At 70.1% G+C, this 26,086-nt stretch carries 24 protein-coding genes; 10 read left to right on the top strand and 14 right to left on the bottom strand.

Going from position 1 to position 26,086, the window contains the following annotated elements; all coding sequences use genetic code 11:
- Window positions 1–163: 163 nt before the first annotated feature.
- Window positions 164–826: a response regulator transcription factor gene (locus AB0C02_RS07625; protein ID WP_357542254.1), complete on the bottom strand. Its 663-nt coding sequence runs from the start codon at window positions 824–826 to the stop codon at window positions 164–166.
- The gene (locus AB0C02_RS07620) at window positions 823–1,872 is read right to left on the bottom strand and encodes a sensor histidine kinase (protein ID WP_357542251.1); all 1,050 of its coding nucleotides are present in this window, start codon (window positions 1,870–1,872) and stop codon (window positions 823–825) included. Before AB0C02_RS07620 ends, AB0C02_RS07625 begins: the two co-directional genes overlap by 4 nt.
- Window positions 1,873–2,047: 175 nt before the next feature.
- On the opposite strand from AB0C02_RS07620, the gene AB0C02_RS07615 reads away from it, so the two are divergent.
- Genes AB0C02_RS07615 through AB0C02_RS07605 form a run of 3 tightly spaced genes read left to right on the top strand, consistent with a single transcriptional unit; the run spans window position 2,048 to window position 4,151 of the window.
- Complete coding sequence (locus tag AB0C02_RS07615; protein ID WP_357542249.1) at window positions 2,048–2,320, top strand: hypothetical protein; 273 nt, start codon at window positions 2,048–2,050, stop codon at window positions 2,318–2,320.
- Between the two features lie 45 nt (window positions 2,321–2,365).
- Window positions 2,366–2,824: a CBS domain-containing protein gene (locus tag AB0C02_RS07610; protein ID WP_357542248.1), complete on the top strand. Its 459-nt coding sequence runs from the start codon at window positions 2,366–2,368 to the stop codon at window positions 2,822–2,824.
- A gap of 40 nt (window positions 2,825–2,864) precedes the next feature.
- Window positions 2,865–4,151, top strand: a complete 1,287-nt coding sequence (locus tag AB0C02_RS07605; protein ID WP_357542246.1) for an ArsB/NhaD family transporter — start codon at window positions 2,865–2,867, stop codon at window positions 4,149–4,151.
- Between the two features lie 128 nt (window positions 4,152–4,279).
- Here AB0C02_RS07605 and AB0C02_RS07600 read toward each other — a convergent pair whose 3' ends face one another.
- The gene (locus AB0C02_RS07600; protein ID WP_357542244.1) at window positions 4,280–5,815 is read right to left on the bottom strand and encodes an MFS transporter; all 1,536 of its coding nucleotides are present in this window, start codon (window positions 5,813–5,815) and stop codon (window positions 4,280–4,282) included.
- A gap of 106 nt (window positions 5,816–5,921) precedes the next feature.
- Here AB0C02_RS07600 and AB0C02_RS07595 point away from each other — a divergent pair, with 106 nt between their 5' ends.
- Window positions 5,922–6,686 (top strand): TetR/AcrR family transcriptional regulator, encoded by a 765-nt coding sequence (locus AB0C02_RS07595; RefSeq protein ID WP_357542242.1) that lies wholly within the window; start codon window positions 5,922–5,924, stop codon window positions 6,684–6,686.
- A gap of 34 nt (window positions 6,687–6,720) precedes the next feature.
- On the opposite strand, the gene AB0C02_RS07590 is transcribed toward AB0C02_RS07595, so the two are convergent.
- The 6 genes from AB0C02_RS07590 to AB0C02_RS07565 form a co-directional block, all read right to left on the bottom strand.
- Window positions 6,721–7,260: a NifU family protein gene (locus AB0C02_RS07590; RefSeq protein WP_357542384.1), complete on the bottom strand. Its 540-nt coding sequence runs from the start codon at window positions 7,258–7,260 to the stop codon at window positions 6,721–6,723.
- Window positions 7,261–7,266: 6 nt separating this feature from the next.
- Window positions 7,267–9,216 (bottom strand): ferrous iron transporter B, encoded by a 1,950-nt coding sequence (locus AB0C02_RS07585; protein ID WP_357542240.1) that lies wholly within the window; start codon window positions 9,214–9,216, stop codon window positions 7,267–7,269.
- Window positions 9,216–9,533, bottom strand: a complete 318-nt coding sequence (locus tag AB0C02_RS07580; RefSeq protein ID WP_357542238.1) for a FeoA family protein — start codon at window positions 9,531–9,533, stop codon at window positions 9,216–9,218. Before AB0C02_RS07580 ends, AB0C02_RS07585 begins: the two co-directional genes overlap by 1 nt.
- 53 nt (window positions 9,534–9,586) lie before the next feature.
- Complete coding sequence (locus AB0C02_RS07575; protein ID WP_357542236.1) at window positions 9,587–10,933, bottom strand: AAA family ATPase; 1,347 nt, start codon at window positions 10,931–10,933, stop codon at window positions 9,587–9,589.
- 61 nt (window positions 10,934–10,994) lie between these two features.
- The gene (locus tag AB0C02_RS07570; RefSeq protein WP_357542382.1) at window positions 10,995–11,171 is read right to left on the bottom strand and encodes a LuxR C-terminal-related transcriptional regulator; all 177 of its coding nucleotides are present in this window, start codon (window positions 11,169–11,171) and stop codon (window positions 10,995–10,997) included.
- A 68-nt stretch (window positions 11,172–11,239) separates the two neighbouring features.
- Entirely contained in the window at window positions 11,240–11,953 is a 714-nt protein-coding gene (locus tag AB0C02_RS07565; protein ID WP_357542234.1) for a hypothetical protein, read from the bottom strand.
- Window positions 11,954–12,120: 167 nt separating this feature from the next.
- On the opposite strand from AB0C02_RS07565, the gene AB0C02_RS07560 reads away from it, so the two are divergent.
- Window positions 12,121–12,699, top strand: coding sequence for an RNA polymerase sigma factor (locus AB0C02_RS07560; RefSeq protein ID WP_357542232.1), 579 nt, complete (start codon window positions 12,121–12,123; stop codon window positions 12,697–12,699).
- 15 nt (window positions 12,700–12,714) lie between these two features.
- Complete coding sequence (locus AB0C02_RS07555) at window positions 12,715–13,650, top strand: CU044_5270 family protein (protein WP_357542230.1); 936 nt, start codon at window positions 12,715–12,717, stop codon at window positions 13,648–13,650.
- An 81-nt stretch (window positions 13,651–13,731) separates the two neighbouring features.
- On the opposite strand, the gene AB0C02_RS07550 is transcribed toward AB0C02_RS07555, so the two are convergent.
- The gene (locus AB0C02_RS07550; protein WP_357542228.1) at window positions 13,732–16,101 is read right to left on the bottom strand and encodes an acylase; all 2,370 of its coding nucleotides are present in this window, start codon (window positions 16,099–16,101) and stop codon (window positions 13,732–13,734) included.
- 208 nt (window positions 16,102–16,309) lie between these two features.
- Between AB0C02_RS07550 and AB0C02_RS07545 the strand changes: the two genes are divergently transcribed.
- Window positions 16,310–17,122 carry a maleylpyruvate isomerase N-terminal domain-containing protein gene (locus AB0C02_RS07545; RefSeq protein WP_357542226.1) on the top strand — a complete coding sequence of 271 codons (813 nt, stop codon included), beginning with the start codon at window positions 16,310–16,312 and terminating at the stop codon, window positions 17,120–17,122.
- 12 nt (window positions 17,123–17,134) lie between these two features.
- Here AB0C02_RS07545 and AB0C02_RS07540 read toward each other — a convergent pair whose 3' ends face one another.
- Window positions 17,135–17,710 carry a hypothetical protein gene (locus AB0C02_RS07540; RefSeq protein ID WP_357542224.1) on the bottom strand — a complete coding sequence of 192 codons (576 nt, stop codon included), beginning with the start codon at window positions 17,708–17,710 and terminating at the stop codon, window positions 17,135–17,137.
- 102 nt (window positions 17,711–17,812) lie between these two features.
- Between AB0C02_RS07540 and AB0C02_RS07535 the strand changes: the two genes are divergently transcribed.
- Window positions 17,813–18,187, top strand: a complete 375-nt coding sequence (locus AB0C02_RS07535) for a hypothetical protein (protein ID WP_357542222.1) — start codon at window positions 17,813–17,815, stop codon at window positions 18,185–18,187.
- A gap of 31 nt (window positions 18,188–18,218) precedes the next feature.
- Here the strand turns inward: AB0C02_RS07535 and AB0C02_RS07530 are convergent, their stop codons facing one another.
- Together AB0C02_RS07530 and AB0C02_RS07525 are read right to left on the bottom strand one after the other, a co-directional pair.
- The gene (locus AB0C02_RS07530) at window positions 18,219–18,614 is read right to left on the bottom strand and encodes a DUF6220 domain-containing protein (RefSeq protein WP_357542220.1); all 396 of its coding nucleotides are present in this window, start codon (window positions 18,612–18,614) and stop codon (window positions 18,219–18,221) included.
- A 78-nt stretch (window positions 18,615–18,692) separates the two neighbouring features.
- On the bottom strand, window positions 18,693–19,199 hold the full coding sequence (locus AB0C02_RS07525) for a carboxymuconolactone decarboxylase family protein (protein WP_357542218.1): 507 nt from the start codon (window positions 19,197–19,199) through the stop codon (window positions 18,693–18,695).
- A 152-nt stretch (window positions 19,200–19,351) separates the two neighbouring features.
- Here AB0C02_RS07525 and sigJ point away from each other — a divergent pair, with 152 nt between their 5' ends.
- Both sigJ and AB0C02_RS07515 read left to right on the top strand, forming a co-directional pair.
- The gene (sigJ, locus tag AB0C02_RS07520) at window positions 19,352–20,272 is read left to right on the top strand and encodes an RNA polymerase sigma factor SigJ (protein ID WP_357542216.1); all 921 of its coding nucleotides are present in this window, start codon (window positions 19,352–19,354) and stop codon (window positions 20,270–20,272) included.
- Between the two features lie 58 nt (window positions 20,273–20,330).
- Window positions 20,331–21,563, top strand: coding sequence for an MFS transporter (locus AB0C02_RS07515; RefSeq protein WP_357542214.1), 1,233 nt, complete (start codon window positions 20,331–20,333; stop codon window positions 21,561–21,563).
- Here the strand turns inward: AB0C02_RS07515 and AB0C02_RS07510 are convergent.
- A complete protein-coding gene (locus tag AB0C02_RS07510; RefSeq protein WP_357542212.1) occupies window positions 21,553–26,070 on the bottom strand; it encodes a LamG-like jellyroll fold domain-containing protein in 4,518 nt (1,505 codons plus the stop codon). The genes AB0C02_RS07515 and AB0C02_RS07510 overlap by 11 nt on opposite strands.
- Window positions 26,071–26,086 lie beyond the last annotated feature (16 nt).

Genomic DNA, 26,086 nt, shown 5'->3' with positions numbered 1-26,086 from the left:
TCTTTGCCGAGCTCCGGCGGGGTTGCAGGTTCGCCGGATGTGAAGATCGAGACTGAGCGGCTTGTCCTGCGGGACTGGCAGGATTCCGACCTGCCGCCGTGGACGGCCATGAACGCCGACCCGGAGGTCCGAGAGCATCGGCATATTGAGACTGCCGTCCGGCTCAGGGCTCGACCAGGCCGGCCCGGATCGCGTACCGGGTGAGGTCGATCCGGTCCCGCATGCCGAGCTTCTGGAGGATGTTGGCCCGGTGCCGGTCGACCGTTTTCACGCTGATCACCAGCGTCTCGGCGATCTCCTTCGCCGAATTCCCCTCGGCGATCAGCTTTATGATCTCCTCCTCCCGGGGCGTCAGGATGCTCTCCGGCAGCTTCTCGCCCTGCCGGGCCCGGTGCAGGTAGTCCCGGATCAGCGCGGTGATCGCGCCGGGATAGAGGAACGGCTCGCCGCGCATCGCCGCCCGGACCGCCTCCAGCAGGTCACGGTCGGCGACCGACTTGAGCACGTAGCCGGAGGCTCCGGCCCGGAGCGCCTCGAAGAAGTACTGCTCGTTGTCGTGCATCGAGAGCATCAGGATGCGTACGCCGGGGGCTCGTCGGGAGATCTCCCGGGCCGCCTGCAGTCCGGTCATCCGCGGCATGGCGATGTCCAGAATGACCAGGTCGATCTCGGACTGGCGGACCGCCTCCACCGCTTCCGCCCCGTCGGCGGCCTCGGCGACCACCGTCATGTCGGGCTCGGCGTCGAGTATCAGTCGTAGCCCCCGCCGGACCAGTGCGTGGTCGTCCGCCAGCATGATCCGGGTCTTGGTCGTGGACACGCTCACCCCCGCTTACTCTCCACCACCGACGGAGTGGGACCGTCGGCGGGAACGGTCAGCCGGACCTCGGTACCGGTGCCGGGCACGGCGGTTATGGACAGCCGGGCCCCGATCAGCAGCGCCCGTTCCCGCATTCCTCGGATGCCGGTGCCCTCCCGGCTCACCTCGCCGAGGCCGTCGTCGGCGACCCGCAGCACCACCGTGCCTGCGTCGGGCCGCAGCGACAGCTCGACCCGGCCGGCCCGAGCGTGCCGGGCCACGTTGGTCAGGCTCTCCTGGGCGATCCGGTAGATCACCAGTTCCTTCTCCGGGCTCAGCGGAGGCAGGTCCGGCTTCGCCCGTCGCACCACCGGCACCCCACTGGTCTGGGAGAACTCCGTCGCCAGCGCGTTCATCGCGCTGAGCAGCCCGAGATCCTCCAGCACGTCCGGCCGGAGCCGGCGGGCCACCCGTCCCACGTCGTCAAGACTGGACCGCAGCGTCTCCTGTACGGCCTGCAGCTCATCGCGCAGTTCGTCGGGGGCCCGGTCCACGGCCCGTTTGAGGCCGAGCAACACGACCGTGAGGCTCTGCCCGATCTCGTCGTGCAGTTCCCGGGCGATCCGCTGCCGTTCCCCCTCCTGGGCGGCGAGCGCGTCCGCGCTGCTGGCGGTGCGTTCCGCCTCCAGCCGGTCCAGCATCGCGTTGAAGGTCGCGATCAGGTCCGCCAGGTCGCCGTTGCCGGAATCCACCAGCCGGTCTCCGCCGCGCAGCAGGTCCACCCGGCGCATCAGCGCGGTCAGCGCGTCGAGCGGGGCCAGGCTGGCCCGCAGTAGCAGGGCGTTCACCGTCAGGATGAGCGCCAGCCCGACGGCCAGCACCGGGATCTCGGCCAGCCGTACCAGCGACGAGACGGTGGCCGGCGAGATCGCGAGCACGAGCGTGCCGATGGTGAAGACCAGGCCGTTCAGCAGGACCAGCCGGCGGAACAACGCCTGGGCCGGCGCCCGGCGTCCGGCCTCCGCCCGGCGGCCGGGTCCGGGGCGGGCAGCGCGGTCAGCGGTGTTGGTCACCGGGCCAGCCTCACCCGCAGCAGCCGTTTTGTCCATCCGGTCGAGCACCCATTCACACCCCTGTTCACCTGCATGTTCCGCCCCGGTCGAGATGGGTGTCGGACCCCATGGTCGGTCGGGCCGAATTCCCGAAACGTTGATGGCGAGCAGCCGCCCCTACCCGAAGGAGGCCACAGTGGAGGTCACCCGAACCAGTGTTTCCGGCGTCGGCGTCGTCAACCACTTCCTGACCCGGCGCGGGCAGCGCTTTGGCGTACTTGTGTATCAGACCGGCCAACGGTCGCTGCTCCGCTACGGGGCGGATGATCCGGACGTACCGGTCGACCGCATCGAACTGGACCTTGACGAGGCCGACCAGGTCGCCGAGGTGCTGCAGAGCGCCTCGGTCGCCGACCGGCTGGCGAGCCTGGAACGGCAGCTCGCCGAGCTTCAGAGCGGGTCCGCATGATCGCCGCGTATCAGGAGATTGGTCCAGGCCCGGGGAGTTGGTGGAATGCAGGCACAGCAGATCGCCGTGACCGTACCGACGGTGACCGTTCGGGACTCCGTGGCCCATGCGGTCCGGCTGATGGCCCTACGCCGGCTACCCGGCATGATCGTGGTGGACGACCGGGGCCGCCCGCGCACGGTGTTGCCGGGCACCCAGGTGCTGCGGATGGCGGTGCCCGACAGCTACCGGGCGGATCGGGCGTTGGCTCGGGCCATCGACGAGGCGCACGCGGATCACTACTGGGACGAACTCGGCGACCTGACCGTGGGCGACTGCCTGCATCGGGAGCCGGCCCGGGTGGTCACGGTCAGCCTGGACGGGACGCTGCTGGAGGTGGCCGCCCTGATGGCCGGGCAGCGCAGCCCGCTGGTGGCGGTGGTCGACCGCGCCGGCGTACTGGTCGGGGCGATCACCCTGGAGCGGGTGATCGCCGAATTCGCGGTGGCCCACCCGGACGTCTGATCCCAGCGTACGGGGGCGCGAGCCGGTCGGAGGGTGACCGGTGAGCGCCATTGCCGCGCTGGTCATCTTCGTGGTGGCGTTCTTCTTCATCGCCACCGAGAAGATCGACAAGGTCAAGGTCGTGCTGGTCGCCGGCGCCGTGATGCTGGTGCTCGGCTTCGCGCCCGGGGCCGACGTGTGGTTCTCCCAGCACGCGGGGATCGACTGGGAGGTCATCTTCCTGCTGCTCGGGATGATGATCATCGTCGGCGTACTGAAACAGACCGGCCTCTTCGACTACCTCGCCATCTGGTCCGCGAAGCGGTCGGGCGGTAAGCCGTACCGACTGATGGTGATGCTGATGCTGATCACCGCCGTCGCGTCGCCGTTCCTGGACAACGTCACCACGATCATGTTGGTCGCCCCGGTGACCGTGGTGGTCTGCAACCGGCTGCACATCCCGGCGCAGCCGTACCTGATCGCCGAGATCCTGGCCTCCAACATCGGCGGTGCCGCGACCCTGATCGGCGACCCGCCGAACATCATCATCGGCAGCCGCGCCGGGTTGACCTTCACGGACTTCCTGGTGCACATGGCCCCGATCGTCGTGGTGATCTTCGTGGTCTTCGTGCTCCTCACCCGGGTGCTGTTCCGCAAGTCGTTCCGGTACAACCCGGAACACGTCAACGCGGTGCTGGCGCTGCAGGAGCGGCGGGCGATCACCGACGTACGGCTGCTGACGCGCTGCCTGGTCGTACTCGGCCTGGTGGTGGTCGCCTTCTCGCTGCACTCCGTGCTGCACATCGATCCGTCGGTGGTGGCGATGGTCGGCGCGGGGGTGATGCTGCTGGTCTCCCGCATGGACGTCACCGAGGTGCTCAACGAGGTCGAGTGGCCCACCCTGGTCTTCTTCATGGGCCTGTTCGTGATGGTCTCCGGCCTGGCACACACCGGCGTGATCAGCACGTTCGGCGAGTGGGTGATCGGCCAGGTGGACGGCAACTTCTTCGGTGCCGCGACCGCGCTGCTGTTCGGCTCGGCGGTGCTGGGGGCCTTCTTCGACAACATCCCGTACGTCGCCACCATGGCCCCGGTGGTCGAAGGACTGGTGGCCGAGGTGCCCGACGCGCGGATCGGCCAGGCGCTCTGGTGGGCCTTCGCCCTCGGCGCGGACTTCGGCGGCAACGGCACGGCGGTCGCCGCAAGCGCCAACGTGGTGGCGATCGGCATCGCCGCCCGCACCGGTCACCGCATCTCGTTCTGGCAGTTCACCCGGTACGGCATCATCGTCACGATCATGAGCTGCCTGATCGCCTGGCTCTACATCTGGCTCCGCTACTTCCTCTGACCAGCCGTGATGTGTTGACCGCCCCGTCGATCATGGAACCGTGGCGCCTCGCAAAGCCCCATCCCGGGCATTCGAGGCGCCACAACTCCATAATCAGGGGGCGGGACTACCGAAGGCACGACGACTGATTATGCCTTTGCGAGAAGTTCGGGTTCTGCTGCCTGACGCGGAGTCGCTACTCCGCGCAAGCATGTGAGAGCTACCGCAGCGGCCAGCAGCATGATCGCTGCGCTTGTCCAGACAACGGTGTGCATGCTGGCGACGAATGCCTCCCGTGCGGACTGCAACAGACCCGTGGCCGCGGCCGACGGCAGTTGTTCCGCGGTGACGACGGCTCCACCGAGGGTCTCCCGGGCGGGGCCCGGCACGTGGTCGCCAAGCTGGGTGCGGTACACCGCGGTGGCTATGCTGCCGAGGATCGCGATGCCGAGCGCGCCGCCGAACTCGGTCGCGGTCTCCATCAGAGCCGAGGACGCTCCGGCTCGCTCCGGCGGGACCGTGCCGACGGCCAGTTCCGTAGCGGTGGACAGCACCACGACAAGGCCGGCCGCGTACATCCCGGACCCGACCAGCAACACCCATAGACCCGACTCGACCGGCACCGCGCTGAGCAGGGCGAAGCCGCCGGCGGCGACAAGGAATCCAGCGGCGATGATCCTCGCGCGGTCCACACCGCGCCGTGCCAGCGTGGACGCGATCGGGGCAGCCGCGCCGACCCCGACGGACGGCACCAAGCTCCATAGCGCACCCTTGAGCGGACTCATGCCGAGCACCAACTGCAGGTACTGGGTGGACAGGACCGCGAAACCGATCATCGCGAACGTCGCGAGCAGGCTCACCACCACTGACCCGGCGAACGCCGGACGGCGCAGGACGGCCAGGTCCAGCATCGGGTCCGGGCGGCGCTGCTGACGCCGGATGAACACCGCCGCGATCACCAGGCCCGCGACGATGGCGGCGGTCCTGGTCACGTCGGCGCCGTGCGCGGCGATCTCCTTGATGCCCCAGATGACTGGTACGACTGCCGCGATCGAGAGCATGGCGCTGGCGAGGTCGAACCGACCGCGCCCCGAGTTGCGGTATTCCGGCAGCAGGATCGGCGCCAGGGCCAGCAGCAGGACCATCGCCGGGACGTTGATCAGGAAGACCGAGCCCCACCAGAAGTGTTCGAGCAGCAGGCCGCTGACGATCGGGCCCAGCGCGATCCCGCAGGTCATCACGGCGGTCCAGACGGCGATCGCGGTGGAGCGCTGCTTCTCGTCGTGGAACATGTTGCGGATCAGCGCGAGCGTGGAGGGCATCAGGGTCGCGCCGGCGACGCCGAGGACCGCCCGCGCGCCGATCAGCATCGGCGCGCTGCTGGAATACGCCGCCAGTGCGGACGCCGCGCTGAACCCGAGTGCCCCGATCATGAGCAGGCGGCGCCGACCCACACGGTCGCCGAGCGCTCCCATGGTGATCAGGAACCCGGCCAGCACGAACCCGTAGATGTCGAAGATCCAGAGCTGTTCGGTGCTGCTCGGTGCCAGGTCGCGGCTGATGAACGGCACGGTGAAGTAGAGAACCGAGACGTCCATCGAGACCAGCAGCAGCGGCAGGATCAGCACAGCGAGCCCGATCCACTCCCGCCGGCCCGCTCGCGGCGGCGTCATGGTGTTGTGCACGGCTTCCTCCAGGCGAGACGGTTTACTGCGTACGGCTTACGCGTTACTGCTTAAGCATTACGCAGTACTAGGATGGGGGTCAAGCCCGAAGGAGAAATCAGCGTCGATGACCGAGACCAGCCCGGTGCCCAGTGCCCTGCAAGCGGCCTGGGGCCTACGGGAAAGGCCCACCAAGGGCCCAAAACCGACACTGAGCGCCGATCGAATCGTCGCGACAGCCGTGGACATCGCCCGCGCCGAGGGCTACCCCGCGGTATCCATGCCCCGGGTCGCCGGTGAGCTGTCGACCTCCGCGATGGCGCTCTATCGCCATGTCGCGAACAAGGACGAGCTCGTGTTGCTGATGATGGAGGCAGCGGCCGGTGAGCCACCAGCGCCGAAAGCGCCCGGCGAGACGTGGCGGGCCGCGGTCGAGCGGTGGGCACACGGAATGTTCGCCCTGTACCGCGAGCACCCATGGATTCTGCAGGTGCCGGTCGCCGCTCCGCCGGCCACCCCGCGGCAGCTCGCATGGATGGAAACCGGCCTCTGCGCCCTGACCGAAACCGGGCTAACCGAGGCGGAGAAGTTATCTCTGCTGATGCTGGTCAACGGCTACATCCGGTACGACGCCCTAACACGCGGCCAGATGGTCGACGCGGCGCGCGCCAGCGGGCAAAGCGTGGAGGCGGTGATCACCGAGTTCGGCGGCTTGATGCGGCATCTCGTGCAGGCCGAGCGATTTCCCATGCTGCGACAGGCGATCGACGCCGGCGCGATGGACCAACCCGAAGACCCGGCGAGCGACTTCACCTTCGGGCTAGCCCGAATCCTGGACGGCATCGCCGCCTTCATCGAGACCCGCGCACAACGCGACGCCGCGACGCCATAGGTTCCGGGCGGGATGGGGTGGGCCGGGAGCGGGGTCAGTTCTGGGGGGCGGTGGTGTCGGTGACCGCGACCAGGTCCGGGCAGCGCCGGCGGAGCTGGTCTTCGAGGCGGTGGCGCAGGGTGAGTCGGGAGGCGGGGCAGCCTCGGCAGGCGCCGCCGAGGCGGACGGTGACTGTGCCGTCGTGCACGTCGACCAGCTCGATGTGGCCGCCGTGCGAGCGAGCGAACTCGCCGACCTGCCCGTCGAGCAGGGCCTGCGCCGCTTCCCGCAGTGGCGCGTCGTCAGGCTTGTCGGCCACGTCGGCCGGCCGCCAGCTGGCGGGGTCGGCGAGGGCCGCGTGCAGGGCCGAGCGGACCCGGGTGCCTTCCCCGGACCATGTACGGCCGGGACCCAGGGTGGTCACGACGCCGGCCGTCTCCACCCGTACCTCGTCGAGGGTGCCGTCGCGGAGCAGGGCGCCGAGCGGCTCCGGCGCCGTCGCGGCGACGCCACGAAAGGGCAGAACGCCGCCGGGGGTGATCCACCGCAGCTGGTCCGGCCGGTCCGGGACCGGCTGGGGGTGGATCGGGATCAGCACCACTCACCCGCCCAGCAGCGCGACAACCGTACGGGCCAGGTAGGCCATCACCCAGGCCAGCACGGTCAGGTAGCTGAACGCGATCATCGGCCACTTCCACCCGCCGGTCTCCCGCCGCATGACGCCGATGGTGGCCATGCACTGCATCGCGAAGGCGAAGTAGACCAACAGGGCCGCGATGGTCGGCGCGGTGAACAGGGGCTCACCGGCGTGGGGCCCGTCCGTGTGAGTCATCGACCGCAGCGCCTGGGTCGGCTGCTCGGGATCGTCGGCGGCGGCCACCTGCCCGAGGGTGGCGACGAACGTCTCCCGCGCCGACTGGGCCGACAGGACGCCGACGTTGATCCGCCAGTCGAAGCCGAGCGGTTCGAACACCGGCGCGACCAAATGGCCAAGATCGGCGGCGTAGCTGTGGTCGGTGACGTAGGTGGCGACGGCCGCCGAGTCGCCCGGGTCGACTCCGTGCGCGCGCAGTTCGGCGTCGGAGTGCAGGGGCAGGTTCAGCAGCAGCCAGAGCGCGACCGTGGTGACGGCGATGATCGTGGTGCACTTGCGCAGGAACGACTTCGCCGAGTGGCCCATCGCGACGAGGACGGACCGCACCGAGGGCAGCCGGTAGGGCGGCATCTCCATGTAGAACGGCATCAGCGCGCCGCGGCGGTCGCCGATCTTCTTGAAAGCCCAGGCGGCAACCATCGCCGACACCGCGCCGAGCAGGTACATGCCGAACATGACCAGGCCCTGCACGCCGAAGGGCCCAACGCGCGCCTGCGGGTCCACCAGCAGGCCGATCAGCAACACGTACACGGGCAGGCGGGCCGAGCAAGTCATCAGCGGCGCGGCCATCATCGTGGCCAGCCGATCCTTGGCCGAGGGCAGCGTACGGGTGGCCATGATGCCCGGGATGGCGCAGGCGAACGAGGACAGCAGCGCCACGAACGCGCGCCCCTCCAGGCCGGCGCGGGCCATCACCCGGTCCATGAGGAACGCGGCCCGGGACATGTAGCCGACGCCTTCGAGCAGCGCGATCAGCAGGAACAGCAGCACGATCTGTGGCACGAAGACGAGGACCGCGCCGATGCCGCCGAGCAGTGCCTCACCGAGCAGCCCGGCCGCCCAGCGGTTGCCGATGTGCTCGGCGGTCAGCCCGGACAACCAGCCGAAGAACGTCTCGACGTAGCCCTGCAGGGGTGCGGCGATGGTGAACACGGTCTGGAAGAACAGCACCATCACGGCAAAGAACACGATGGTGCCCCAGACCGGGTGCAGCAGCACGGCGTCGACGCGCTGGGTGACGCGGTGCCGTCCGGGGGCCCGGTACGCGGCGAACGTCAGCACCGATTCCGCCCAGGCGTCCGTCTCGGCCGGGTCGGCGGGTGGCGGCAGAACCGGGGCAGACCACGTCCGCCACTGCGCGATCCGCTCGCGCAGCCGGTCGATGCCCTGCCCGCGGTTGCCGATCACCCGGACCACCGGCACGCCCAGGGCCTGCTCGAACGCCTCGACGTCGAGGTGGCCCTGACGGCCGGACAGCTCGTCGGTGAACGTGACCATGACGCAGGTGGGCAGGCCGAGCCGCAACACCTGCGCGACGAAGCGCAGCGAACGGCGCAGGGTGGTGGCGTCGATGGCGACGAGCAGCGCGTCCGGGGGCTGCTCACCGTCCAGCCGGCCGTGCAGGACGTCGACCATGACCTGCTCGTCCGGGCTGATCGGCTCGAGGCTGTAGGTGCCCGGCAGGTCCTCGATCACATAACGCTGGTCGCCGATCCGGGTGCTGCCGATGAACCGGGACACCGTCACGCCCGGGTAGTTGCCCGTTTTGGCGTGCATGCCGGTCAGTGCGTTGAAAATGCTGGTCTTGCCGGCGTTGGGGCTACCGATGAGGGCGATGCGCGGCAGTGCGGTGTCAACGGCGCCGGGGGTGCCCTCGCTGTGGCATCCGGCGTCCATCAGGCGGCTTCTCGGATCAGCACGCACTGCGCCTGGGCCCGGCGCAGGCACAGTTCGTAGTCCTTGACGCGGTAGACGACCGGGTCGCGCAGCGGGGCGCGGCGGACGACCTCCACCTCGGTGCCGCTGGTGAACCCAAGATCTTCGAGGCGACGCGCCGTGGCGGGGTGGGCGTCGTCGGCGACCCGGACGACCGTGGCCCGGTGGCCCCGGGGCAGGTCGGCGAGCAGCGACACCTGGCCCGCCGGCCGCTGCGCCGTCGCGGCGTCGTCGGTCAGCTGGCGAGGGTGCGGGCTGGCGGAAGGGCGTCGTACCACCAGTCCACCATAAGGTAAGGCTCCCTTTACCTGCTAGCGGCGGGTGGGCTCGCTCACCCGCCCGGGGTCGGCCCTCGGCCAGGGAAGCGACCGCTGCCGAGGTGGGTGAGCATGGTCTGGTTGGCCGCCCAGCCGTCCGGGAACTTCACCGGCACGTCCAGGTGTACCCGCTCGGTCGACGGGTGCGCGTCGAGCAGCTCGGCGATCCCGGTCCGCGCCACCACGACGCACGCGTGCCGGTGCCGGGAGGCGAGCACGCACAGCCGCCCCGACTCCAGGTGGAACGCGGTGGCGTCGCGCCGCCCGGACAGCGGGTGCAGCACGATCGTCATGTCGTACTCCCGGCCCTGGAGCCGGTTGGCGGTGTCGACGGTGACGCCCGCGCCGGCCGCGCCGAGCCGGGCGCGGATCGCCGCGACCTGGTCGCGGTGGGCGGCGCCGACGGCGATCCGGTCCGCCGTCACCGCCGCGCCGCCGGGCGCCTGCTCGGAGACCGCGACCGCGCCGCGACGCAGCACCCGCAGGGCCAGTTCCGCGCAGGCCGCTGCGGCCTCGCCATCGGTACGCAGGGTGTGCCGGGCCGGCAGCTCGTGCAGCGCCCAGCCGGAGGCGGCGGCCAGCTCCACGGTCGCGTCGACCGGGTCGCCCGGCCCGGGTTCGGTGAGCGACAGCGCCCGGTCGGCGGGCCCGGTGCCGGCCCGGAATCCGGTGAACGGGTAGAACGCCTGCGCGACTACCGGCGCCGCGCTGGCGGGCAGCCGCCAGGACACCGGCAGCCGGTGTACGGGGAGCTCCGGGTTGTGCCGCAGCAGGGTGACCACCGCCGACTGCATCGGATCCCAGGTCAGGCCGGTCCAGCGCGCGGTTTCGACGGTGGAGAACGGGTCGAGTTGCCCGGGGTCGCCGACGAACAGCGCCCGCTCGAACCGGCCGGCCACGCGCAGCAGGGCGTCCGAGCGCATCTGGTACGCCTCGTCGACGATCGCCCACGGCCAGATGCCCTCGCTCACGGTGGCCCACTTGGCGGCCGTACCGATGATCATGGCTGACCCAGCGAGGTCGGCGACCTTGGCGGCGACCTGGACCGTGTCGTGGCCCGCGACCCGCTCGGACGGCTGGTAGTCGGTGGCGGAGAGCCGGCCGATGCGCAGCTGCGGGGTCTTGCGGGCGAGCCGGTCGATGAGGTCGTCGACCTGCTCGTTGGTCTGCGCGATGATGATCAGCGGCTCGCCGGCGGCGGCCAGCTCGGTGGCGGCGCGGACCACGAGGGTGGACTTCCCGGCGCCGGGCGGCGAGTCGACCACGACGCCCCGGTGCGCGCCGGAGCGCAGGTCGGCCAGCACGGCGGTGATGACCCGTTCCGCCTCGACCGCCGGTGGAACGGTCAGCCCCGTGGGCATCGACCACCTCCCCGAACCGGCGCCGCCCGGGTGGGCAGCGGTGCCGCCACCTTACGTGCGTTCAGCGAGGGCGGCCGAGTCCGGCGCCCCGGGCACGGAGGATGGCCTGGCTGCGTTGGGTGAGGTGCGGCTTGGCGAGGATGCTGGTGACGTTGTTCGCCACCGTCTTGCCGGACAGGTGCAGACGCTGGCCGATCTGGGCGTTGGACAGTCCGGCGGCGAGGTGGCTTAGCCTGATCGGCGTCGCCGGCCTCGTCGCCGCGATCGGCCTGTTCCGCTCCGCTGGCTGGGCGGCACCTTAAGGCCCTAGTCGATGCCGCGGATCTTCGCCAGTTCTGCGGCGAACTCGGCGTCGGTGAGCGCGCCACGCTGGTGTTGCCGGGTCAGCGCGTTGATGTCGCGCCGCTGGTCAGCGGTCAGGGCATCGCGGGTCTGGCGTGTCCCGCTGGCTCTGGCGGATGGGCTCGTCGGCCGGGTAGCGGCGGCGGGATGCGCCAGCTGACCGGTGGGCGTGGTCTGCCGGCGGCGCTGCGCGTCGCGGTGGTGTGCCCGCAGTGTTGCCAGGATTTCGTCATAGTGTTCTGGCCAGGTGGCCAGCCGGCCCAGTGGCGGATTGAATTCGAACGGCCGGAAAATGTAGCCGCGTTGCAGCGGGGTCTGTATCGAGACCCCATCGGTTCGTTCGATGATGATCGCGACGCGGCCCATGTCCAGGCCCGCCATGGTGGACGTGCCGCTGCGGATGTCCGACACCGACCCCCACGGCACCGTGGTCGTACGCCAGAAGGACCGGGACCGGATGCCGCCATCACTGACGTAGACCCCCAACATCGCCTGCCTCACCGTGGCGGCGACGGCACCGGGCAGCCATACCCCGACGAAGAACGCGAACGGCGTCGGCATCTCCCCGTGCACAAACATAATCACCAAGAACGTAGCGAACCCAGCCACCCCGACCAGCCCCAGCACCGCGGTGCCGGTCGCGAGATCGAGCGAGTATGGCCGTTGCCATCTGCGCATGCCGCCATAGTGGCCAGCGGCGTCCAATCGAGTGACCCGGTGGGTCATCGATCTGACGGGTCGGGAACCGGATGAGCGCCCAGTGGAGAGAAGAGGTGACAGACCCGCCGAGCGAAAGGCTCATCCGTGATGCAGACAGGCCTGGCATGGCCAGCAGACTGACGCCTGTGGCCTCAGACGGGGCGCTCGAGGACGCCTCGGTCCTGCGCGCCTCCAGGGAGAATCCCGAACTCTTCGCGGTCCTCTACGACCGCTATGCCGAGCAGCTCTTCCAATACGCTCAACGTCGGCTCGGGCCCGATGCGGCGCAGGACGTGGTGGCCGAGACGTTCCTGGCGGCCTTCCGCCATCGCGCCCGGTACGACGGGACAAGGCCGATTGCCCGGCCGTGGCTCTTCGGCATCCTGGTCAAGGAGATCGCCCGACACCGCCGGAAGGAGCGCACCTATCTGAAGGCGGTGGCGAGCGCTCCGCGCGAGACGGTCGACGGGCCGGCGGAACGGGTGGTTGACGAGGTGATGGCCTGGGCCAGCCGAGCCGGCGTCGCCGCCGCCCTGCTGGCGCTGTCGGCTCGGGAACGCGAACTGTTGCTGCTCATCGCCTGGAGCGAGCTGAGCTACGAGGAGGCCGCCGAGGTGCTCGGCCTGCCGATCGGCACGGTCCGGTCGCGGCTGAGCCGCGCCCGGCAGAAGGTACGCCGGCAACTGGCCGAGGGCACCGCCAAGAACGTTCGGAACGAGAGGTAGCCGACGGTGGACGAGATGACGATGATCAAGGATCTTGGTGAGTCCCTCGCTCGTGAGCCGCAGGCTCCCGGCGGGCTGCGGCACCGTGTGCTGTCGTCGACCCGGCCAGGAACGGCCACGGTGCGACGGCCGCGGCGGCTGGGGCGGCGTGGCTTGGTGCCCGTGGCGGCTTTCGCGGCAGTCCTGCTCGCGGCCACGCTGGTGGTCTACGGCCGCGGCGGGGCGGTCGAGCCCGTCGATGCCTCCGCCGACGCACCCCGCCTGCTCCTCGCCGCGGCGGAGGCCGCGCTGGACGGTCCTGACCTGGCCCCCCGACCCGACCAGCTCGTGTACGTCGAATCGGTCGACTCGGCGTTAGTGACCGAATACACCGGCGGTCTGCGGGACAGGCTCCGGCTGACCGGGCACCATCGGGAGTCCAATGAGCGGCAGGCTTGGTGGTCGGTGGACGGCACGCGTGACGGGCTGGTCCGGCTCCGCCCCCAGGGTTCGGGTGGAGCGTGGGAAGACCTGCCTCTTACCGCGCCCCAGCCGCCGGCCTACCTCGCCGGCCTGCCGGAAGATGCGGCCGGCATGCGCGAGTACCTGTACCGCAACTCGCACGGCGCGAACCCGCGCCACGAGCAGGCCTTCATCACCATCGGCGACCTGATCAGGGAGTCGTATCTACCGCCGCGGGTGCTGGCGGCGGCGTTCCAGGCGGCCGCGGGAATTCCCGGCGTGGAGGTCGTACCGAACGTGGCCGATGCCGCCGGACGCCCCGGCGTCGCGGTGGCCCGTGAGGACCACGGCATCCGGCACGAGCTGATCTTCGACGCGAAGACCTACCGGTTCCTGGGCGAGCGATCCATCGTGGTGGGCCGATTCGAGGAACAGCCCAGGGGGACTGTCCGGTACGCGAGCGCGGTGGTGCGGCTCGCGGTCGTGGACCAGATCAGCCAGCACCCGTAGCCACAAGATCCGTTTCAGCAACAGTGCCGGGCCGGCCTGCGGCAGTGGTTCCGCAGGCCGGCCCGGGTCACGTTCGGTCGATCAGTGGCGCTCCCCCACCCGGTAGGTCACCAGGTTCGGGTCGGCTTTGAGCTGCTGCTCGGTGAACTTGATGGTGTCCCAGCCCTTGCCCGAGTACAGCCGGGTCTGGTCGGCGTACCAGGGGGAGTTCGGGTTGGCCGACTGGGAGTAGGTGAGGATCTGCCGGCCGGACGGCCCGCTCTTGCCCAGCTCGACGGCCATCAGGAACGACGTGCCGTGCACCACCTTCGGGTAGCCGACGCCGGGCTCCAGCGGGTTGATCGTCATGTTGAAGACGCCGATCCCGGGGTGCCCGCCGTGGATCGGGATGCGTTCGGCGCCGCGCGGTTCGGTCTGGATGTCGCCGAGGCGGGCGTCGAGCGGGATGCCGTCGAGCGCGCGGACGGCGTCGGCCAGCGCCGTAAGGATCCGAGGGTCGCCGACGGCGAGCCGGCTCGGGGTGGTGAGCGGGGCGGCCGGGTCGAACGCGTCGGCGAAGCGCAGGCCGCCGGCAGCGCCGAACTCGGTGAACAGGTGCGCGCCCCGGCTGTCCAGGTCGACCCGCAGGTCCCAGCCGCGCAGGGCGGCGCAGGCGGCGGTCAGGTCGACGCGGGTGCCGTCGGAGGCGGTGGCGACCGGGTGGGCCGTACACGATCGGACCAGGTCGTCGCGGACCAGTTCGCCGCCGTAGGCGCGGTTGCCGAGGGTGACCGTCCACAGGTTGGTGGTGGTGAAGCGGGTGCCGGGGAGCCCGTCGGTGCCGGCGATGCGTTGCCGCACCTGGTGGACCCCGAGCCGGGTACGCAGGCTGCGCTCGGTGCGCTCGTCGCCGATGATGCGGGGGAAGCCTTCCAGGGGCTGAGCCGGATTGGCCAGCCAGTAGCTGTCGTTGGAGTTGGTCACGTAGTCGGAGCGGATCAGGGTGGGCAGGTGCGCCGGGCCGAGGATGTCCGGCACGGCCGCGTCCCGGTCCCGGCCCAGCTCACAGGCGGAACGGGAGCCGTCGAGGACGGCCTGGCCGCTGCCGGCGTACAGGTCCCGCCAGGCGGCGGGGATGCAGGCGGCGGCGAGGTCGTCGGTGACGCGGGGTACGACGGAGTGGTCGGCGTAGAGGGCCTTGCCGTCGCTGTCGGCGGCGATGACGTTAACCCAGGGCAGGAACTGCCGCCGGTCCAGCACGGTCCGCAGGTCGGCCACCGAGCGGGCGCGGCCCATGGCCAGCCAGCCGTCGAGCGCGCGGTTGTTGGCGGCGTTGGGGTCGCTGATCGCGTATGCGGTGTCGGTGGTCCAGTCGAACACGCCGGGGACCACGACGACGGGGCCGAAGTGGGTGTCGTAGAGGGTACGGCTGACCGACCCCTCCGGGGTCTGGACGGTGACCGTGCGGGCGGTCATCTTGCGGCGCTTGCCGTCGTAGACGTAGCTGGTCGGGTCGCCGGGGGCGAGGGTCAGTTTGTGCCAGGCGAAGCGGCGGGCGGTGGAGACGGTGTGGCTCCAGGCCACCCGGCCGTTGTGGCCGATCTCGATCAGCGGGTCACCGACCAGGGCGGCGCCCTCGACGTCGTAGCGGCCGGGGACCTTCAGGTGCATCCGGTAGAACCGGTCCTGGCCGTCCCACGGGAAGTGCGGGTTGGCCAACACCATGCCCGCCCCGCTGGCGGTGGCGTCGCCGCCGAGCCCGTACGCGTTGCTGCCCACCCCGGCCGGCGCGCCGTCGCGGGCGGCGACCAGGGCCGCCGCCTCGGGGGCGGGCAACTGGCCGGTGATCTCACCGGGGCGCGCCGGGGCGCTTCCGGTGGGCGGGGCGGCGGCGACGATGCCGTCGGCGAGCGCGGCTGAGCCGGCTCGGACCATGTTCGTCCAGTGGGCCCGCCACAGGTCCATCTCGGTGATCGGTTGCACCCACGGCTTGCCGGCGCACGCCGGGTCGGTCAGCTGCGCCGCCCCGGTGCGGCGCAGGTAGGCGTTGTACCCGGCGGCGAAGCCACGGATCTGGTCGCGTACCTCGTCCGACGGCGAGTGCACACCGTCGCGGGGGCCGGTGAGCAGCCGCTCGACGACTTGTTCGTCGATGACCTTCTGGTGGAACAGGTCGCTGGTGACGTTGTCCGCGGCGTCGCCGGTCGTACCGAACCAGCGGGAGCGTTGGGCGCGGACGGTGACCATCGACTCGGCGATGATGCAGATGTTGTCCTCGGCCTGCACGTACCCGACGCCGTAGCCGAGACTGGCGAAGTCCTGGGCGGTGATGTGCGGTACGCCGTACGAGGCGCGCCGGATGAGGGCCGAGTAGTCGCCGGAGTGGGCGGCGGCGGGGCCGGTGGTGGCGGTGAGGCCGACCGCGACCAGGCCGAGTGCGGTGGCGGCAGCAGCCAGGCGGCGGGGCCTCATCGGGCGGCCCGCAGCGGATGGTGACGGAACATTGGACGTCCTCCCCGTCTGTCGACTGTCCATTGCCGACCGACGCTAACGACGCCCGCCCGCCCGGGCATCGGGGAAGACCACCAGCTCGCCCCGGAGGTCGCCCCCAGGGGACCGCCGCGGGTGCCCGGGGTCATCGCCTGGACAGGGTTGCCGGGATCGGCCAGGATCGGAGGTCATGGCCCAGCCGACAGCTGACCCCGCTGGTGGTGGCGGGCTGCCCGACGAAATCCTTGCCGTGGCGACGCGGCTGGCCGACCTGATCGGCGCGCTACCCACCGCCGACATCCCCATCCCGCGTGCGGCCTGGACCGTCGCCGAGGCGGCAGCGCATCTGGCCATGGCCAACGAACTCATGGCGACGATCGCGGCCGGTCGGCCGGCGACGCACGGCGACGGGACGAAGGCCGGGCTGGCCAGCGCCAACGCCCAGTGGCTGGCCGAAGACACGGAGCGCGACCCGGGCGTGCTCGCGCAGCGGATCGCCGGGCAGGCCGCGGCGTTCATCGAGGCGGCCCGGGTTAGGCCGGCTACAGAGATCGTCGGCACGCCGATGGGTGCGATGCCGCTGGGTGTGTTCAGCTGCTATCTGCTCGCGCACATGCTGAGCCACGGCACCGCGATCGCCGCCGCTCTCCGGCAGCCACCGCTCGTGCGGCCGGAGCACGTCGAACTGATCCTGCCGTTCATCGTCACCACGATGCCCCGCCTCGTCGATCCGGCCGCCGTGCGCGGCCTGAGCACGTGCTACGAGCTACGGCTGCGCGGCGTCTCCCGGTTCTCGGTGCTCTTCACCGACGGGGTCGCCGCGGTCTGCGACACCCCACAGCGGCGGGTCGACTGCACCATCTCGGTTGACCCGGTGTCGTTCTTCCTTTTGAGCACGGGCCTGAGCGGCCAGTGGCCGTTGATCGCGCGGGGGAAAGTACGGGCGTGGGGACGTAAGCCGTGGCTGGCCTTCCGGTTCCTGGGCTTCTTCGCGATCCCGTGAGCGCGCTGGAGGTTAGCGCAGATATACGCAAGCCTGCCTGAATTCCAGGTCCCAGGCGCTGTTCACTAGGCTGACGGGGGCGTTGACTTCTCTGTCCTGGTTGTCGTCGGTCTTGACCGAGAACCGCACCGGCAGCGGCTCGTTCTCGATCGGGATCGAGCACTCAAATCGCACCCTGACGTCGATCAAGGCGGTGCTGCCGGGTCCTATTCGTCGGGACAGGCGGGTGTCAGGAATATGGGCGTCCGGTCTCTGCGCCATGGCCGCATTAACCGTGATCGGCGCAGCGCCGGTGTTGATCAGCGCCAGTTGCGCGTACAGCTGGACCCGGCCCGGGGAGCTCGCACTCATGCTGGTGGCTGATGCCGGTATGGCCACGAGTGAGACCGAAGCCCCCCGCTCCCGCTGTTCGCGCGAATCTCGAAGCTGGTTGACAACGGCGCCGCCAAGCACGACACCGGCTACGAAGACAGCGACGAAACGCAGGATCATCCGGTGTCTTGCCGCGAGCCGGCTGGGGCTGACGCCGGCCGATCCAGCCAGCTCGCGGTACTCGTCCAGGTCAATTTCGCCATGCTCGGTGGACACAGCGTCAGCATAGGGTTTCGATGCCAGCGGGTGGGACCGCCGGCTGCTGCCCGACCAGGAGACCCCCTGGCATTCAGCGGCCGGCGACCCGATACTCACAGCGTGTTCAACAACGGCCCCCGCGCCCCATGGCTGACGCGCGCTCCTCACCCAGCCGATAGTTCGACGCTGCCCATCTACATGGCCATCTTCCTCGTCCTGGGCCTCGTCGGATTCGCCGCTCACGGACTGGGTGACGGCGCGGAAGCCCTCATCATCGCGAGCATCGTCTCGAAGGTGTTCTTCGCGTGCTTCCTGATCCTGTTCGCGGTCTACTGGATCGGATACCTGCTGAAGGGTCACGCCATCTGGCAGGCCGAGCGCCGGGCTGAGTCCGATGGTCCATCCGCGGACCGGCAGCAACCCCGCAGCGCAGGCACAGCCGAGGATGCCCTCGACTGCGCCTGCGGTCGCTACCTCAACGATCCCGCGCTCTGACCGACCCCGATGAACTGGCGGAAAGCAGCACTCAGTTGGCTGGTTGAGTGACGTCGGGTTCGGCCGTAGACCTTGAGAGCGTCCGTGCCTGCCGAACGATCATCCCGGCCACGGCCGCGATGGCGAGACCGTTGACCGCGTGCAGACCGAAGATGAGTGGGCCAGCTGTGTCGCCGGGCCCCTTGGCGAGCTCCGCGATCACAACCTGGACAGAGTCCAGTCCGGCGACCAGAGCAGACATCCCGATGAGCGGCCGTGGCATCCGGGCCACGGCAGCGACGACGGCCATCACCACCGGCAAGGAGAAGATCACGTACCCCAGCGCATGATGCGGCCGATAGGACTCGTCGTCGGGTGCGGTGCTGACTGCGCCGGCCGCGGCGAAGTAGAACTGGGCTACGACGACCAGCATGAGCAGGTTCGCCATCCCGGCAAAGGCCTTACGCATGGAAGAACTCCTTGGGGTGGTTGGATCACGCTGTGGTGACGGCGCCGGTACGAACGGTTACTTCTTGTAGTTTTTTCCGGGGGCTTTCCCGGGGATCGGCTTGGCGATGAGCGCGACGGGGATGAAGAAGCAGATCTGGCTGATCACCAGGGTGAGCGTCCACAGCGCCTTGTCGTCGTAGTGCTCGGCTGCCCTGGCGTACAGCTCGTCGGAGACGCGCTCCCCGAACGGGTTCGGGGTGAGGACGGCCTCCACGAGCTCCAGCGCGATCCGCTCGGCGTCGGTGAAGTAGGGGGCGTCCTGCCAGGACGCCACGGCGGTGATGCGCTCTTCTGCTTCCCCGGCCTTGCGGAGCTCGCCGGCTTGCCGGACGGTGTGGTACGTGCTGCCGACGATCTGCCCGGCACGCAGCTGCACCAGGCTGATGGTGGCCTGCTGAACCGAGCCGTTCCGGATGGCCTTGGACATGCCTCCGGCGATTAGATGCATCTCGGGGAAGAGCTGCATGGGGTCGGACAGACGCGACCGGAGATCGTCCTGCGTGGTCGTCGCGGTCGTGGACATGGGTTTCCCTCCCAGATCTCGGCGATGGCTTGAGGCTCGCCTCGTTAGTCCGACGACACTGTCGCCGAGAATGTGAGGCGGCGCGCCGACCTCACAGTTCGGTGCGGTGTCTCGTCGAACCTGGTGAGCGACCGAGGGGAGCTGGCGACACCATGACCATCCAGTCCGAGCCGGCGGACGGCGGCCTCAGCGCGATCATCAGCGAGCGGCGTCAGCTGATCAATCTGGCGTACCGGCTGCTCGGCTCCCTCGCCGAGGCCGAGGACGCCGTACAGGAGACGTACGCCCGCTGGTACGCCCTGACCCCGCAGCAGCGGGAAGCCATCGAGGTCCCCGGCGCCTGGCTGACCACGGTCACCAGCCGCATCTGCCTCGACCTGCTCGGCTCGGCGCGGGCGAGGCGGGAGCGCTACGTCGGCGAGTGGATCCCCGAACCGCTGCCCGATGGCGTCGAGTGGTTCAGCGGGCGGCCGGGCGGCACCGGCGTCGACCCGGCCGAGCGGGTCACCCTCGACGAGTCGGTCAGCATGGCGTTCCTCGTCGTACTCGAATCGATGACCCCGGCCGAGCGCGTCGCGTTCGTCCTGCACGACGTCTTCCGCTACTCCTTTGCCGAAGTGGCCGAGATCGTCGGCCGTACCCCGGCGGCCTGCCGGCAGCTGGCCTCGTCAGCCCGCCGCCGGATCCGCTCGTCGCAGGCGCTGGCGACCCCGCCTGTGCAGCAGGCCAGCATCGTCGGGGACTTCAAGAAGGCCTGGGAGGCCAAGGACATCGACGCCCTCATCGGCCTCCTCGACCCGAATGTCACGGTGGTCGCCGACGGCGGCGGCCTCGCCAGCACCATGGTCCGCCCCATCGAAGGCCGCGAGCAGGTAGCGCGCTACGCCATCGACATCGCCGGCCGGCTGTCCCACATGACGTTCCTGGAATGCACGGTCAACGGCCAGCCCGGCCTGGTGGCCCGGCAGGACGGCGTCACCGTGACGGTGATGGCGTTCCAGGTCGTGGACGGCCGGATCAAGCACATCTGGGCGGTACGTAATCCGGAGAAGCTCCGGCCCTGGGCGATCTAGGATCGCCGTGGCCGCGAGAGTTTCGTGCGGCGATTCGGCGGCGGCAGGAGGGTGGGACGTGACGCCGGAGGTTTCGCCGAGCAGGGCCAGGGCCGCGCTCGTCGTGCTCTCCCTCGCCGCGTTCGCGTTCATCACGACCGAGCTACTGCCGGTCGGCCTGCTCACCGTCATCGCACCCGACCTCGACCGGTCGCGCTCGCAGGTGGGCCTGCTGGTCAGCGGGTACGCCGTCGTGGTCGTGCTGGCGTCCGTGCCGCTGGCCCGGTTGACCCGCCGGATCCCGCGCCGCCAACTGCTCGGCGCCACCATGGTCCTGTTCGCGGTGGCGAACGTCGCGGCCGCGCTCGCGCCGACGTACGCCGTGCTGGCCGGTGCCCGCCTGGTCACCGCGCTGGCCCAGGCCCTGTTCTGGTCCGTCGCCTCGGCGACCGTGACCGGCCCCTTCCCGGCCGCCGTGCGCGGCCGGGTGGTGGCGCTGTTCTCGACCGGGGCGGCGCTCGCCTCGGTGCTCGGCGTCCCGCTGGGCACCTGGCTCGGGCAGCAGGCCGGTTGGCGTACGTCGTTCGCGGTGGTGGCCGGGGTCGGTCTGGCGATCGCCGCCGCGGTGGTCGCGCTGATCCCGTCCTACCCGCCGGATGCCGGGGGTGCCGCCCGGGGCACCACACCGCACGCACGACGCTTCACCATGCTCCTGGTCGCCACCGCCCTCGGCATCACCGGCTTCCAGACTCTGCAGACCTACGTCACGCCGTTCCTGCTCGACGTCAGCGGGTTCAACGCCGCCGCGCTGGCGCCGCTGCTGTTCGTCTCCGGCGTGGCCGGCATCGCCGGCACGATCACTGTCGCCCGCACCTTGGACGCCCATCCGATCGCCTCGCTGCTGGCACCGCTGGGCGTCGGCACGGCCAGCCTGCTCGGCCTGTACGCGCTCGGCGCGCTCCAGCCCGCCACGGCATTCCTTCTCGCCGGCATCGGCATCGCCTACGCGGCGTTCGGCACCGCCGTGCAGAGCCGGATGCTGCAGCTCGCGCCCGGCAGCACCGATCTCGCCTCGGCCGGTGTCAGCACCGCCTTCAATGTCGGCATCGGGGCCGGGTCGTTGCTCGGCGGCGCCCTGCTGCCCGGCCCGGGGCCGCAGCCGCTCGCGCTGGCCGGCGGGCTGCTGACGCTGGCCGCGCTGGCGGTGCTCGCCGTTGACGCGCGACCGGGTGTGACGCAGAAGCGGGGCCGGCCCGATGGGACCGGCCCCGCTGAACGGAACTTCCCTTCAATCCGCTCGATCAGCGTTTAGGCGCGGCCACCGTCAGGGTGAACTCGGCGTACGACGCCTCGTGTGCCTCGTCGCCGCCGTAGACCGCCCGCACCTTGTAGGTGCCGGGGTTGGGCAGCGTGCGGACGGTGCAGGAGGCCTTGCCCTTCTGGAGCTGGGCCTCGCAGAGCACGTCCTCACCGATCATGAACTGCACCGGGCCGGTCGCCTTGTCCGGCTTGACGTCCACGGTCAGCTCCACGGTCTTGCCCGAGTCCACCTTCACGTCCTTGGCCTTGACCGAGGTCGAGGTGAGCTTCACGGGGGCCACGGTCAGGGTGAACTCGACGTACGACGCCTCGTGGGTCTGGTCGCCGCCGTAGATCGCCCGCACCTTGTGGGTGCCGGGGTTGGGCAGCATGCGGACGGTGCAGGAAACCTTGCCCTTCTTGAGCACGTCCTCACAGAGCACGTCCTCACCGATCATGAACTGCACCGGGCCGGTCGCCTTGTCCGGCTTGACCTCCGCGGTCAGCTCCAGGGTCTTGCCCCAGTCCACCTTCGCGTCCTTGGCCTTGACCGAGGTCGGGGTGAGCTTCACGATCGGGACCGCGGTGACGGTGACCATCCGGTTGGCGACTGCCTGGTTGCCGTTGGTGTCGGAGACCAGGTAGGTCAGCGGGTAGCTGCCCGGGGTGACGGTGTCGACGGCGCCGATCACCTGGATCCGGTCGGTGACGTCGCCGTCGGTGTTGTCCACCGCGGTGACCCCGGCCAGCGGGTCAAAGTCCTGGCCCTGCTTCACCGAGGTCGAGGCGGGGACGGTCAGCACCGGCGGGGTAACGTCCGTGCCGGCGGCGGTGGCGGTGAAGATGCCGCCGAACTGGTCGACCGAGCCCACCTGGTCACCGTTACCGGCGCGGCTGGTGGTGGTCCACGCGTAGAGCTCACGCTCGGTCAGACCGCTCCACTGCACCGTGGCCGGCCAGCCCGACTTGGCCGTGGCCTGACCGATCACGGTGTCGGTCGGCGTGACCAGCACGAGACCCTCGGTGCTGAAGCTGGTCTTGCGCGTCGACAGGTCGATCGGCAGCACCATGTTGTCCTCTGCGCCGTTGTAGCGCTTACGGTCGTCGTACTTGGTGGCACCGAACTTGTCGAGCATCGGCGAGTAGGTGTCGACGCTCATCTGGGCCCGAGCGACATCGATCTGCAGCAGCCGCAGGAAGCTGGCGCCGAACTGCAGCAGGTCGTCCTTCTTGTGGTCGACAACGCCGTCGCCGTCGAGGTCGAGGTTGCCCTGGGCGTCGACCTTCTCCGGCCACAGCTCACCCGCGGTCATCTTGTAGAACTGGTAGTCCGCGAGCAGCTCGACCACGTTGTGCTCGATGGTGACGCCGACCCCGGTCTTGAGGTTGGTGCCGACGCCGTGCTCGTGACCGGCGAGGACCAGGAACACGTTCGGGTTGGCCGCGACGATGCTCGAGAAGGCCCGCGAACCGTCGGTGGAGAAGCCGGCGCCTCGGCCGTCCGGCGCGGTCGACGGGGCGAGGTAGGCGTGCGTCAGCAGGATGCCGTTGCGGTCGTGGTAGCGCCGGAAGATCGAGCTGGCCCAGTCGGCCTCGGCCTGGGTGACGCCGTAGGAGAGGCCCACCGAGACGAAGTCCAGCCCGCCCGCGGAGAAGAGGACGTAGTTGTTCTGGTTGTCCTTACCGGGGGTGACCACGGCGCCGGAGGCGTCGGTGGTCTCGTCCCAGGCGTGGTACGACGCCTTGTACTTGGCCGGCCACAGCTTGGCGCCGTCGTAGTAGCGCTCCGGGCCGTAGTACTTGTTGAACCGCGAGGTCGGGCCGGTCTCGGCACCAAGCTGGTTATCGTGGTTGCCCGCGATGACCTGGTTGACCAGTCCGGCCCCGTCCAGGGTGCGCTGCGCCTCGGAGGTGAACTTGAACTCCTTGGTCACCTGCTCGTCCAGGCCCGGGCGGAGCAGCTTGCCACTGGCGTCGGTGGCCAGCGGGTCGTAGTAGTCGTTCTCGATGATGTCACCGGTGTGCGCGGTGTAGGCGATCTTCCGCTTGGCGGCGTTGTCGGCCAGCCACCGGGTGGTGTCCCGGTAGGACTTCGCCCAGAGCGCCTGCTCCTCCATGGTCATCTTGTCGCTGGGCTCGTCGATGCCGTTGAAGTTGTCGTACGTGCCACCGACCGCGCCCTCGGCGAGGTACTGCGTGTCGGTGAAGTGGGCCAGCGCGAAGTCGTAGTCCGACGGGTTCTCGAAGTGGTCCCGGTTGCCCGGGGCGCCGGCGGTGGCGTCCCGAGGCGCCAGGTCGTCGGCGAACGGGTCCTGGCCGGTGACCAGGACATGGACCACACCGTTGTCGACCAGCTCCGGCCGAACGACGGCCTTCAGCGCGGTCTCACCCTCGGCCTGGCCTCGGGCGGTGGCAAGCTGGGTCCACGCCTGGGCGGTGCTGTTCCAGGCGTGCAGCGCGACCGCACGCGCGGGGTCGACCACACCGCTCCACAGGATCTGACGCTGCTCGCCGGACGCCGGCACCTGCACGTCGTACCGCTGGAAGGGGATCTCGCGCGTGGAGGGGCTGTCGATGGCCTTGCCACCGGGGCGCGGTGCGGTGCCGATCTGGCTGCCCTCGGTGTAGGAGAAGTCCAGCGTCGACGGCATCACCGGGACGACACCCTGGACGCCGCCGGTCGGGACGCTGGGGGTGGCCTGCTTGAAGGTGGTGGTGACCTCGCCGCCGTCGGGGTTGTGGGCGATCGCGGAGAGGGTCACCCGTCCGCTGCCCTGACCGGCCTCGGTGCCGCCGCTGGTCGGGATGGCGTCGGAGGTGAAGCCCACGGTCTTGCTGACCGGCTTGCCGAAGACGTCGGTCGCCGAGATCTGCAGGGTGTGGCTGCCGGACTTCAGGCCCGCGCCGATCTCCTGGCCGACCTGGACCGGCTGGCCGTCGAGCAGGTACCGCCAACCGGTGGCGTTGCCCTGGTTGGTGACGGTGACCCGGAACTCGGTCGGGCGGCTGAGGCGGGTGCCTTCGGCCGGGACGGTCGAGGTGATGGCCACGCCCGCGTCGCGGACGTCGCCGAGAGCGGCGATGTTGAGCGCCTCGACCTCGTCGAGGGTGAGCACCTTCGAGTAGACGCGGGCGTTGCGCACCGAGGCCGGGGCCCAGAACTGGTCGATCGCGTCGGCGCCGACGTAGAAGTGGTTGCGGGCGGCGCCGGTGGGCAGCCCGAGCGTGCCCGCGGCCGGGGTCGCCGCCGCGAGGACGCCGTCGACGTAGAGCCGGACCGTCTGGCCGTCCCAGGTGCCGACCGCGTGGTACCAACGGCCGGAGACGATCGGGGTCTGCGCGTTCTTGTAGCCGCCGGCGACGTACGCGGTGAACGTCAGCTTGTCGCCGTAGATCACCATCGAGTAGCCGCCGCTCTCCTTTTCGGAGCAGACGGAGTGCTCACCGCTGTTGGGCAGGGTGCCGTTGGACTTCAGGGTGCACTCGACCGAGACCTTGGTGTTGATCTTGCTCCACTGGTCGCCGAAGGCGTAGGAGTAGGCGTCGTCGATGCCGTCGAAGGAGGCGACCTTCGCCTTCACCGCGGTGTCCTGCGCGATCACCGGGTCGCCGTGGACGGTGACGGCGAGGTTCTGCGCGTTGTCCTTCGGGGTGCCGTCGTGGAAGTCGACGTCGAGGACGTCGGCCACCGGGACGGGCGGCTTGGTGTTGTAGGCCGACGCCAGCTCGGCCACCTGGGCGCCGGTCAGTGCCGCGCTCCAGACCTTGCTCGCGGCGTACGAGGAGGGCGGGGCGACCTGGCCGATGCTGTTCGGGGCGGCGTCGGCGCCGATCACGAAGAAGCGCGCGGTCGCGACCGGCGGGGTGAACGTGCCGGTGGCCGCGGTCGAGCCGGCCAGCTGGCCGTTGACGTAGAGGCTCAGGGTCTGGCCGTTCCAGACCGAAACAACGTGGTACCACCGGTTGCCGCTGATCGGGGTCAGCACCGACTTGTAGGCGCCGCCGATGTAGGCCATCGTGCCCAGGTTGCCGTTGTTGACGTAGACCGAGAAGCCGCCGGCCTCCTTGTCGGAGCAGAGGTCCTTCTCGCCGCTCACCGGCATCGTGGTGTCGATCCGGAAGACGCACTCGATGGCGAACCCGGCGGAGAACTTGCTCTTGCCCCACGGGTCGGTGAAGTCGAAGGAGACCGCGTCGTTGACCCCGTTCACCTTGAGGATGTCGTGGCCGAACGCCGGGTCGGTGGTGTAGGTCGGAGCGCCCCAGGTGGTGGCGGTCAGGCCCGTGGCCCGGTCGGTGGCCTTGCCGTTGGTGAAAGCGACGTCGAGCACGTCGGCAGCCGGAACCGTGACGGCCGTGGCCGCCTGGCTGGTCGCGGCGACGTTCGCCAGGTTGCCGACCAGGGTCGGAGCGGCCTGGGCGGGGGCCGACAGCAGCGTGCCGCCGAGCACAGCGAGCCCGAGGGCGGACGCGCTCAGGCGGCGCCACCTCCGGGCGGTCGGATGGAGTCGTGTTGTCACGACATCTCCTTTTTCT

Origin of the sequence: Micromonospora sp. NPDC048999 (assembly GCF_040649295.1) — a bacterium.
Classification (GTDB): domain Bacteria; phylum Actinomycetota; class Actinomycetes; order Mycobacteriales; family Micromonosporaceae; genus Micromonospora.
This window is presented reverse-complemented; position numbering and strand designations above follow the sequence as displayed.

What these genes read in the sequence shown, in the direction of transcription:
- AB0C02_RS07575 (WP_357542236.1), bottom strand. Translation starts at nt 10,933, where the DNA reads ATGCCCACGGGGCTGACCGTTCCACCGGCGGTCGAGGCGGAACGGGTC.
- AB0C02_RS07565 (WP_357542234.1), bottom strand. Translation starts at nt 11,953, where the DNA reads ATGCGCAGATGGCAACGGCCATACTCGCTCGATCTCGCGACCGGCACC.
- AB0C02_RS07550 (WP_357542228.1), bottom strand. Translation starts at nt 16,101, where the DNA reads ATGAGGCCCCGCCGCCTGGCTGCTGCCGCCACCGCACTCGGCCTGGTC.
- AB0C02_RS07530 (WP_357542220.1), bottom strand. Translation starts at nt 18,614, where the DNA reads ATGGCGAACCTGCTCATGCTGGTCGTCGTAGCCCAGTTCTACTTCGCC.
- AB0C02_RS07555 (WP_357542230.1), top strand. Translation starts at nt 12,715, where the DNA reads ATGACGATGATCAAGGATCTTGGTGAGTCCCTCGCTCGTGAGCCGCAG.
- AB0C02_RS07595 (WP_357542242.1), top strand. Translation starts at nt 5,922, where the DNA reads ATGACCGAGACCAGCCCGGTGCCCAGTGCCCTGCAAGCGGCCTGGGGC.
- AB0C02_RS07585 (WP_357542240.1), bottom strand. Translation starts at nt 9,216, where the DNA reads ATGGACGCCGGATGCCACAGCGAGGGCACCCCCGGCGCCGTTGACACC.
- AB0C02_RS07545 (WP_357542226.1), top strand. Translation starts at nt 16,310, where the DNA reads ATGGCCCAGCCGACAGCTGACCCCGCTGGTGGTGGCGGGCTGCCCGAC.
- AB0C02_RS07610 (WP_357542248.1), top strand. Translation starts at nt 2,366, where the DNA reads ATGCAGGCACAGCAGATCGCCGTGACCGTACCGACGGTGACCGTTCGG.
- sigJ (WP_357542216.1), top strand. Translation starts at nt 19,352, where the DNA reads ATGACCATCCAGTCCGAGCCGGCGGACGGCGGCCTCAGCGCGATCATC.
- AB0C02_RS07525 (WP_357542218.1), bottom strand. Translation starts at nt 19,199, where the DNA reads ATGTCCACGACCGCGACGACCACGCAGGACGATCTCCGGTCGCGTCTG.